Origin of the sequence: Streptosporangium sp. NPDC005286 (assembly GCF_040607515.1) — a bacterium.
GTDB lineage: Bacteria > Actinomycetota > Actinomycetes > Streptosporangiales > Streptosporangiaceae > Streptosporangium.
This window is the reverse complement of record NZ_JBEXGU010000051.1, coordinates 44565-53674: the sequence shown is the minus strand read 5'-3', so window position 1 is coordinate 53674 and position 9110 is coordinate 44565. Positions and strand designations below refer to the sequence as shown.

Sequence of the window (9110 nt, the reverse complement as noted above, 5' to 3'; positions counted from 1 at the left end):
CAAAGTCGGTGATATCTGAGTGGTCACCCGCCGACAGCTCGACCTGCACCCTGCCCGATCCTCTGTGGCTCTCCCATGAGGTGATGTCGCCGACCTCCGCATCGATCAGCTCGAACTTGGCGAGCGTCATCGATTCTCGGCCGCGAAGGTCGACAGCGCGAAGGTGGAAGCGAGGCTTGCGCGCGAAGCGGAAGTGAAAGCAGGGCGCGCTGGCGATGTGGCACGTGGGACGTGCGGCCCGGTGCGCGAGCAGACGGGGCAAAGCTGAGGAAGGCACAGAAGGCGCACGACGAAGCATCTGCTGCTCGGAGCGCGGCGTAAGATCGCGCGGACACCGATCGCCGCGCCGCGGAAGCAGCGCTCGGCCCGGTGACGTGCGAGAACTACGCCGCGCGGCTCGCCGCCGTACGTACCCGGCTCGAACAGATCCAGAGCGCTTCGCGAACGTCGACCCCGCCTGAAGCTTGCTCGCCAGCGTTATCCCACTGCGTAGATGAAAAGGAACGAGCTGTTGTAGACGATGTGGAGCACAACTCCTGGCCAAACCGACTTGGTGCGGCATAGCAGCCAGCCGCAGCAGAGCCCGACGACCAGCGCCGAGGGAAACACCAGATTGATGCCGTGCCATAGAGCGAAGATCAACGCACTGGCCAAGACGGCGACCCAGGTTCCCCATCGCTGAAAGAAGCGGGTGAGGATTCCTCGAAACAATAGCTCCTCGCCCAGCGGAGTCAACACCCCACCAAAGGCGATGGTGCCGACCAGGGTAGCGAGGCCACCAGCGGCTGAGGCGCGCAGCTGGCCTTGGGCATCGTCGATACCTGGAAAAAGCGTGGCGACAACCGTGTCGAATGTGAGGATCACCGCTAAGCAGCCGGCTGCGAGGGCAACGGCAATGAGCAGCCACTTCGGCTCGACGCTCCGCAGCCCGAAGGGCCGGACGTCACGAATCCGCACCAGCACCACGATGGCGAAGACGGCGAGCGGTGCCACCCCGGAGAACGCGAGCTGCACTACCCCCTCCAGTGCCGGCGTCGGCGCTGGAAACGCGACCAGCAGCGTCAGACCGCCCGCGTAGAGCACGACCGCCGCGACCAGCGCGACCACCAACTCGATCCAGCCGGGGCGAACATCCGCACCCGCCTGGCTCGCTTCCCGTCTTTCGTTCTGTTCAGTCATGACACGCATTGCACATCGTGCCCTAAGGGCACAGTCAAGCGCTTCCAGACCGGCGGCTGCGGCCTGCGGATGAGATGCGGCAGGACCACATCCACCAGCAGCGAGACCAATGCCTACGTTTCTACGCTCGGCGCGTTCGACGGGCGAGTGTGAAGCCGACGATCACGACGGTGGCGTAGGTGATCCATCCGGGCCAGCCCATGGCCGATCCGTTGACGGTGTCGATCGTCGCACCTGGGACGAGCAGTGAGGTCATGACGAGTGCAGAGGTTGCGTTGTTCACTCCGTGGGCGAGCGCTGTGGGCCACAGGGAACCGAGGCGCACGGTCAGCAAGTAGAGGAAGCCGCCCACCACGATGCAGGCCGCAACCATTGCCAGTTGTCCAGCCCAAGGTGCGACATCGGGATAGTTGTAGCCGAGGAGGATCAGCGGTGCGTGCCACAGCCCCCAGATGATGCCTCCGGCGATGATCGCGACCGGTAGCCCCCAGAGTTGGTGGATTCGCGGCATGAGGTATCCGTGCCACCCGATCTCTTCACCAAGGGCGAGGATCAGGTTGATTGCGCCGCCGAGGACCATCGCGGTCAGCAGCCTGCCCCTGAAAGCGAGCCATACCTGCGGGAGCGGAGTGTCTACTGGGAGCTCGTGATCGATCGCGGCCTGTCACCGGGAGTCGCGGCTGGCCTGTTCAGTCGGCGGCGGCCGGTGGCGGGGTACAGGGCCGGGTGCCCGCCCAGAGCAGGAGCGCGAGGCAGCTGATCGCGGTCCCCAGTGCGCACACGGCACCCCAGCCGGCCGCCGCATAGAGAGCGGTCGAGGCGATGGCTCCGAAGGCGCTGCCGAGCGAGTAGAAGACCATGTAGCCGCCGATCAGTCGGCTGCCCGCGTCCGGGCGAAGTGTGTAGATCAGGCTCTGGTTGGTGACGTGGACCGCCTGCACGGCGAGGTCGAGGACGATCACGCCGACCACCAGTGCCCATAGTGACTGTCGGGCGAAGGTCAGGGGTAGCCACGAGGCGACGAGCAGGGCCAGGCCGATGCCGGTGGTCCGCTGGGAGAGCCCGCGATCGTTTAGGCGGCCGGCTGCGGTCGCAGCCAGGGCACCTGCGGCTCCCACCAGTCCGAACGCGCCGATTGCCGTGTGGGACAGAGACAGCGGAGGCGCGCTCAGCGGCAGCGCGATGCAGCTCCACAGGGTGCTGAAGGCGGCGAAGATGAGCAGGGCGAGCAGGGCACGGAGCCGAAGGAGGCGCTCCTGCGCGAACAAGGAGAGCGTGGAGCGCAAGAGCTGTCCGTAGTGCATGGACGGTGCAGCGGGGTCACGGGGCGGCAGGACATGGTGCAGTGCCAGGGCGAGCACGCAGGTGAGGGCCGCCGAGGTGAGGTAGACGGAGCGCCAGCCGGCGAGGTCGGCCAGGAGGCCGGATACGGTGCGGGCAAGCAGGATGCCGGTGACCACACCGCTGGTCACGAGGCCGACGACGCGTCCGCGTTGCGCCGGTGGGGCGAGCGAAGCAGCGAAGGCCACCAACGTCTGAGTCACCACCGCGAGGAGTCCCACAGCGGCCATACCCGCAAGCAGGAGCGCCGCGATGGTGGCGGTGCCGACCACCATCAGCGCCGCCGCCAGCAGGAGCAGCTGCATCACGATGAGGCGCCTGCGGTCGATCAGGTCGCCCAGCGGCACGATGAAGAACAGTCCCAGCCCGTAACCAAGTTGTGTGAGGGTGACGACGGCACCGAGTGTCGCCGGGCTGATCGCGAAGTCACGGCCCAGTGTCACCAGGAGGGGCTGCGCGAAGTAGACGTTGGCCACCGCAGTCCCACAGGCGATGGCGAAGAGCAGGGTGACGCCTCGGGGTAGCGCGAAGCTGGGAGTGCCCGCGGTCCTCGGTGTCGTGGTCTCGTCGTTACTGGCCACTCGGCGCCCTTCGGAAATTGGTTTCATCTTGCTACCAGATGGACGGTAGTCGTTCTGGTAGCATGTTGCAACCAATGTAAATATGGAGGGTGCCATGGTCAGGCGGACACGTTTCAATGACAGCGACTGTCCCGTCGCTCGATCAGTCGACGCGATCGGCGACTGGTGGTCCTTGTTGATCGTGCGGGACGCGTTTGACGGCAGCCGCCGCTTCGGAGAGTTCCAACGCAGCCTCGGCGTCGCCAAGAACATCCTCACCACGCGTCTGCGCGTCTTGGTCGCCGGCGGCATCCTGGACGTCGTCCCGGCCTCCGACGGCAGTTCCTACCACGAGTACGTTCTGACGCCGAAGGGCAAAGACCTCTTCCCCGTCATCGTGGCGCTGCGGCAGTGGGGCGAAGGACACTTCTTCGAGCCCGATGAACCGCATTCGGAGATGATCGACCGCCAGCGCGGGCGGCCCCTGCGCGTACTAGAGGTCCGCTCCGCAGATGGGCGACGGCTCGACCCCGATGACACCACCGTCAACAAGGTCAATCAGCCCAGAACGCTGACCGGGACAAGGTCCGAGTAGCCTTCTGACGCAATCGTGGCGCGACGGCCTCAACCAGCTGGCCCCACTTCTTACCGCCATAACGCCGACCAAGCGGCGAGTGGACCCGAACGACCTTCGCGGATTTCGGTCAACGGAACCGATCCTCCTCGATCGACCCCACGTCGACAGTTCGGGCTCTCGTGCCCCACGCGTTTGACGAACTCCTGCCAGTCGCACGTGGACTGAGTAAGCGCACAACGGCACATCGCAGGACCCCGCACAGGAAACCCCGAACCACCCACCCGCTCTCAACCTCGCTGGAGCCTGGAAACGCTCATCGGTGAGAAAACCTCAGTGGCTACATATGCTCGCCGTGCTTCGCCGCCTATCTGGCCACGGATCCACGGCAGGTGACGTTGCGAACTATCTACGATCCCAGACTATTCGTGTCGACAGTGTTAAGGCGCCCGGGGCTCGAACCCGGAACCTACGGATTAAAAGCGCTCTTTTCGTTCCCTCTGCTCAAACGGCGTAGTGCTTGCTCGGTCAGTGGTGGTCCCGGCGCAGGCGTTTGAGGTCGGAGCGTTGCTTCTTGGCGGTGATCCGCCGTTCGATCGCGCCCCTGCTCGGTTTGGTCGGGCGACGCTTCTTGGGGGGCGGGGCGATCGCCTCGCGGAGCAGCTGGGCCAGGCGCATCTCCGCGGCCTCGCGGTTGCGCAGCTGGGAGCGGAACTCCGAGGCGGCGATGGTGATCACGCCGTTCACCAGGCGGGAGGCGAGGCGTTCGAGGGCACGGGCCTTGAGGACGTCTCCGAACGCACCGGTGGCGGCCAGGTCGAAGCTGAGCTCGACCCGGCTGTCGGTGGTGTTGACCCCCTGGCCGCCGGGGCCCGAGGAACGGGAGAACCGCCAGCCGAGCTCGGCCTCGGGGACCGAGACCGAACCGCTGATCTGGAGCGGACCGGGCATGGCGCTGACTTCCTTCTCGCAGGGGGTGTGTTCTCAGGGTACCGAGGAGTGACAAGCATGGATCAACTGGTTTTATGCCCCGTTTCTCGATGTGCGATGAGCTTTGAAGCGGTACACGGTTGATCTTCCGGCCCTTGACGCTGCTCCCGGACCGGAGAAAGCACAGGCCGCACGGGGTCGGCGATCACCATGACAGCCGTACCGGCTGAAACTTTCACCGGCGGTTGACGTGCGTGGCGCCAGCCCACAAGATCATGGTGCCTCCCTGGTCAGGAGGGGGCGTCGACTGAATTCCGCTACCTATGACTGAGGTGTGCCGATGCCCAAAGTCCCGTTACGGGTCGCGTCCGCCGTCCTGCTGACGCTGGCCGCACTGAACGTTCCCACCGCGTACGCCGCCGACGACGTCACCCCGGTCACGGTGACCGTCAACGCACGTGCCGCACTCGCCACCGTCCCCGAAACCGGTATCGGCGCCAACCATGCGATCTGGGACAGCCAGCTGGGCACCGACGAGACTGCCGACCGGCTCAAGGGCGCGGGCGTGAAGCTGCTGCGCTATCCCGGCGGCTCCTACTCCGACATCTACCACTGGGCCGACCACACCGCTCCCGGCGGCTACGTGGCTCCCAACACCGACTTCGACACCTTCATGCGCGGTGTGCGGCGCACCGGGGCGCAGGCGATGGTGACCGCCAACTACGGCACCGGCACCGCCGCCGAGGCCGCTGCCTGGGTCCGCTACGCCAACGTCACCAAGTCCTACGGCGTCAAGTACTGGGAGATCGGCAACGAGAACTACGGCAACGGCCACTACGGCGACCCCTGGGAGGCCGACGACCACGCCGACAAGAGCCCGGCCGAGTACGCCCGCCACGTCGTCGCGTACGCCGATGCGATGAAGGCGGTCGACCCGGACATCAAGATCGGTGCGGTCCTGACCACGCCCGCCAACTGGCCGGATGGACTGGTCGCCGGCGGCGACGAAGGAACCTGGAACAAGGTGGTCCTGTCGATCGCCGGACCGAAGATCGACTTTGTGATCCTGCACTGGTACCCCGGCGCCTTCGACAGGGCCGGCCAGGTCCCCGACATGATCCATCTCACCCGCCGGCAGATCACCGAGTACGCGGGACCAGGGTCGGAGCGGATCGGCATCTCGATGACCGAGTTCAACACCGGGACCAGCAGCAACGGCACGAACACCCAGCCCGGTGCGCTCGCCGCCGCCGACGCCTACGCGACGCTTCTCGCGAACGGTGTGTTCACGGTCGACTGGTGGAACACCCACAACGGCATCGGCAAGGTCACGCAGGTCGAGGGACATACCGACTACGGCGATTTCGGCCTGCTGTCGAGCGGGACGTGCACCTCCGACGGCAGCGTGTGCGAGCCGGCGATGAACACGCCCTTCGCGCCGTACTACGCGCTGCGGATGGTGAGCGCGTTCGCCCGGGCCGGCGATCGGTTCGTCGGGGCCGCCAGCGACCAGGCGAAGGTCGGCGCGCATGCCGTCCGCCGCCCCAACGGCGATCTGGCGGTCCTGTTGATCAATACCTCGTCCGACACGTCGCTCCCCGTCACGATCGACTATTCCGGCTTCAGCCCGGCCTCCGGGGCGCCGGCCGTGCTGACCCACACCAACGGCGCCACCGACCTCGCCGGCTCGACCTCGGGGAGCGCGACCAGCCGGACGCTGCCGCCGCTGTCGCTGACCACGATCGTGGTGCGTCCCGCCTCGGCCCAGACCGGGCTGCCGGGCGCGCCGGGGCAGCCGACGGTCTCGAACGTGACGGACAAGACCGCCATGATCTCCTGGCCCGCCGCCTCCGCCGGGACGCGTCCGATCGTGAAGTACGAGGTCCACCGCCACAACGGAGTGGTCGGCGAGCAGCTCGGTGAGACCGCCGGCAACTCCTTCACCGTCGGCAACCTCAAGCCGGGCACGCGCTACACGGTCAACGTGATCGCGAGGGACAGCGGCGGCGGTGTCTCGCCGGCCTCCCCACCCCTCACGTTCACGACCGGCACGCCCGCCTCCAGTTCCTGCGCGGTACGGCTGAGTGACCAGTCCGACTGGGGCAACGGCTATGTCGGCGCCATCGACATCACCAACAACGGCGCGCCGATCAACGGCTGGACCCTGAACTTCAGCTGGCCCAGGACGTGGCAGAGCCTGGGCAGCGGCTGGAGCGCCGTCTGGACGCAGAACGGCTCGAACGTCAAGGTCGTCAACGAGCCCGGCAACGGCTCGCTGCCCACCGGCGCGTCGACCATGATCGGCTTCGTCGGCAACTACAGCGGCCCGAACATCCTCCCCGCCGTCTTCACCCTCAACGGAACCGTCTGCACGACGCGGTGACACCGTCCGGGGCCGTCCCGCGTGGACGGCCCCGGACACGCCCACGGCGTGTCGCAACCCGGTGAACCTATGTGGTCAGCGCAGTGGTGAGTTTTCGAGACCGCCGCGGTCAGGTCATGGGCCGATCCGAGACGGCTGCCCCTCGCAGGAAGAGGTCGACGACTTCGTGGACCAGCTGATCGGCGGGAGGCGGAACGGGACGCTCCTGCGGGGGCATCGCCACATCGGCGGGCATGGGCTGGAGCATGCCGGCCAGTTCCATGAAAGCCATGGCCAGGAAGCTCGGATCAGCCTTCCGTAGCTCGCCCGCCTCCACTGCTTGGGCCATCAGGTCGGTGACGGGCGTGATCAGACTACGCACGTAGGCGCGCGAGATGTCGGCGCGCTGTGCGTCCTCCAGGTGGCGGGTGGCGTAGTAGATCTGGTCACCGAGAACGGAGTCGTACGTTCCCCGCGCATAGTTGTCGGCGAGGGCGAGGAGGCGGTTGCGGAGATCGCCGTCGCCTTCCAGTGCCTGTTGGAGCGCGGCGGAGGTCTCCTCGATGTAGTGGTGGGCGACTTCCATGAACAGGGCGGGCTTCCCGCCGGGGAAGTGGTGGTAGAGGCTGGCCTTCCTCACGTCCACGGTTTTGGCGATTTCATCGAGGGAGACCCCGAGGTAGCCGTGTTCGGCGAGGAGGCGGGCGAATTCATCGCGGGCGCGGACGCGGGTATCGGCTTGGCGTGGCATGGCGGTTCAGACTCCTGTACGGGTACGGCGGATAAGGGCGAGGCGGGCCGCGACAGCGCCCGCGGCAAGAATGCCAGCGGTGACGAGAGCGCCGGGGAGAAGGTTCTGCTCGCTCCAGGGTGAGGTGAGCAGGCACAGCGGCAACACCACGTCGATGTAGCGTCCGCCGGGTGTGGTCGCGGAGGCGACCGTGGAGAGCTGCGCCTCGTAGACGATCAGGAAGAACGCGCTCATGAACAGTGGTGAGTAAAGCAAAGAGGGTGTGCGGGCGCAGGCCCTGAGCGAGCGGGCGGTCAGGGCCCGGAACGCGGCGAACGATGCCGGCGCTGCGGACAGGGGCATGCGGTCGGCATCGAGGGCGGTGATGGTGGCCGGGGCGGTGTTCATGCGGCGGATTCGCCTTTCGGCGCGGTGGCGAGGCGGAGGAAGACGTCCTCCAGGCTGGGCTCGTCGACGCTTAGGGAGTCGGCGTGCAGTCCAGCGGAGGCGAGGGCGAGCAGTATCTTCCCGTCGGCGCCGGGGTGTGCAAGCCGGGCGCTCAAGGCGCGGGCATCGGGTCCGGTCAGGGTGGCCTGCTCGCCCCGGCCGGTGAGCAGCTGCAGGGCGTGGCTTGTGGTATCGGCGTCACGGAAGCGCAGGGTCAGGACGCGGTCGCCCGCCTCCGCCTTGAGGGCGTGGGGGGCGGCGGAGGTGACGAGGCGGCCTTCGCGCAGGATTCCCACGCGGTCGCAGAGCTGGTCGGCCTCCTCCAGATACTGGGTGGTCAGCAGGACGGTCACGTGGTGGCTGGCGGACAGGGTGCGGATTTCCTCCCACAGGCGGCGTCGGCTGACCGGGTCGAGGCCGGTGGTGGGTTCGTCCAGGAAGAGGACCAGGGGGCGCTGGACCAGCGCGACGGCGAGGTCGACGCGGCGGCGCTGGCCTCCGCTGAGCCGGCTGACGGGAGTGTCGGCGAACTCCTTCATGGAGAAGGACACGAGGAGTTCGGCACCGCGGTCACGGGCCTGCCGGGCGGTGAACGACTGCAGCCGACCCTGCAGGTGTAGCAGTTCGCGGGCGGACATGAGGGGGTCGAGGGCTGTTTCTTGCAGGACGATTCCGATGCGGCGGCGTACGGTCTCGGGATCGCGGGTGATGTCGGCGCCCGCGACGTGGGCGGTGCCCCGGGAAGGGCGGAGCATCGTGGTGAGCATCCGGACGGTGGTGCTCTTGCCGGAGCCGTTGGGGCCAAGCAGTCCGTAGACCTCTCCAGCGTTCACCTGAAGATCGAGCTGGTGCACCGCGGAGCGGTCTCCGAAGTCCCGGCCGAGTCCGGCTACATGAATGGCCGGTGGGGTGGTTCTGTCCATTTGCAAAACCTACCTATTGGTAGGTAGGTTTTGCAAATAGTCGCCCTGTGCCGAGGTGGACCGG

At 67.0% G+C, this 9110-nt stretch carries 9 protein-coding genes; 2 read left to right on the top strand and 7 right to left on the bottom strand.

The features are described from left to right. Nucleotides 1-477 precede the first annotated feature (477 nt). The 3 genes from ABZU75_RS20370 to ABZU75_RS20360 form a co-directional block, all read right to left on the bottom strand. A complete protein-coding gene (locus tag ABZU75_RS20370; protein WP_355556213.1) occupies nucleotides 478-1179 on the bottom strand; it encodes a type II CAAX endopeptidase family protein in 702 nt (233 codons plus the stop codon). Between the two features lie 121 nt (nucleotides 1180-1300). Continuing rightward, nucleotides 1301-1759 carry a CPBP family intramembrane glutamic endopeptidase gene (locus tag ABZU75_RS20365; RefSeq protein WP_355556210.1) on the bottom strand — a complete coding sequence of 153 codons (459 nt, stop codon included), beginning with the start codon at nucleotides 1757-1759 and terminating at the stop codon, nucleotides 1301-1303. Nucleotides 1760-1868: 109 nt separating this feature from the next. Further along, nucleotides 1869-3101 (bottom strand): MFS transporter, encoded by a 1233-nt coding sequence (locus tag ABZU75_RS20360; RefSeq protein WP_355556207.1) that lies wholly within the window; start codon nucleotides 3099-3101, stop codon nucleotides 1869-1871. A 94-nt stretch (nucleotides 3102-3195) separates the two neighbouring features. Between ABZU75_RS20360 and ABZU75_RS20355 the strand changes: the two genes are divergently transcribed. Next, nucleotides 3196-3675 carry a helix-turn-helix domain-containing protein gene (locus tag ABZU75_RS20355; protein WP_355556204.1) on the top strand — a complete coding sequence of 160 codons (480 nt, stop codon included), beginning with the start codon at nucleotides 3196-3198 and terminating at the stop codon, nucleotides 3673-3675. Between the two features lie 507 nt (nucleotides 3676-4182). Here the strand turns inward: ABZU75_RS20355 and arfB are convergent. Beyond that, complete coding sequence (gene arfB, locus ABZU75_RS20350; RefSeq protein WP_350961584.1) at nucleotides 4183-4605, bottom strand: alternative ribosome rescue aminoacyl-tRNA hydrolase ArfB; 423 nt, start codon at nucleotides 4603-4605, stop codon at nucleotides 4183-4185. Nucleotides 4606-4924: 319 nt separating this feature from the next. Between arfB and ABZU75_RS20345 the strand changes: the two genes are divergently transcribed. Next, a complete protein-coding gene (locus tag ABZU75_RS20345; protein ID WP_355556200.1) occupies nucleotides 4925-6967 on the top strand; it encodes a cellulose binding domain-containing protein in 2043 nt (680 codons plus the stop codon). A gap of 109 nt (nucleotides 6968-7076) precedes the next feature. Here the strand turns inward: ABZU75_RS20345 and ABZU75_RS20340 are convergent, their stop codons facing one another. From ABZU75_RS20340 to ABZU75_RS20330, 3 genes are read right to left on the bottom strand one after another with little or no spacing between them, the layout of a single operon-like run. Continuing rightward, nucleotides 7077-7697, bottom strand: a complete 621-nt coding sequence (locus tag ABZU75_RS20340) for a TetR/AcrR family transcriptional regulator (RefSeq protein WP_355556197.1) — start codon at nucleotides 7695-7697, stop codon at nucleotides 7077-7079. A gap of 6 nt (nucleotides 7698-7703) precedes the next feature. Then, on the bottom strand, nucleotides 7704-8084 hold the full coding sequence (locus ABZU75_RS20335; protein WP_355556194.1) for a hypothetical protein: 381 nt from the start codon (nucleotides 8082-8084) through the stop codon (nucleotides 7704-7706). Beyond that, the gene (locus ABZU75_RS20330) at nucleotides 8081-9046 is read right to left on the bottom strand and encodes an ATP-binding cassette domain-containing protein (protein ID WP_355556191.1); all 966 of its coding nucleotides are present in this window, start codon (nucleotides 9044-9046) and stop codon (nucleotides 8081-8083) included. The genes ABZU75_RS20335 and ABZU75_RS20330 overlap by 4 nt, the downstream gene beginning before the upstream one ends. Nucleotides 9047-9110: the final 64 nt, after the last annotated feature.

What these genes read in the sequence shown, in the direction of transcription:
- ABZU75_RS20370 (WP_355556213.1), bottom strand. Translation starts at nt 1,179, where the DNA reads ATGACTGAACAGAACGAAAGACGGGAAGCGAGCCAGGCGGGTGCGGAT.
- ABZU75_RS20365 (WP_355556210.1), bottom strand. Translation starts at nt 1,759, where the DNA reads ATGGTCCTCGGCGGCGCAATCAACCTGATCCTCGCCCTTGGTGAAGAG.
- ABZU75_RS20355 (WP_355556204.1), top strand. Translation starts at nt 3,196, where the DNA reads ATGGTCAGGCGGACACGTTTCAATGACAGCGACTGTCCCGTCGCTCGA.
- arfB (WP_350961584.1), bottom strand. Translation starts at nt 4,605, where the DNA reads ATGCCCGGTCCGCTCCAGATCAGCGGTTCGGTCTCGGTCCCCGAGGCC.
- ABZU75_RS20345 (WP_355556200.1), top strand. Translation starts at nt 4,925, where the DNA reads ATGCCCAAAGTCCCGTTACGGGTCGCGTCCGCCGTCCTGCTGACGCTG.
- ABZU75_RS20340 (WP_355556197.1), bottom strand. Translation starts at nt 7,697, where the DNA reads ATGCCACGCCAAGCCGATACCCGCGTCCGCGCCCGCGATGAATTCGCC.
- ABZU75_RS20335 (WP_355556194.1), bottom strand. Translation starts at nt 8,084, where the DNA reads ATGAACACCGCCCCGGCCACCATCACCGCCCTCGATGCCGACCGCATG.
- ABZU75_RS20330 (WP_355556191.1), bottom strand. Translation starts at nt 9,046, where the DNA reads ATGGACAGAACCACCCCACCGGCCATTCATGTAGCCGGACTCGGCCGG.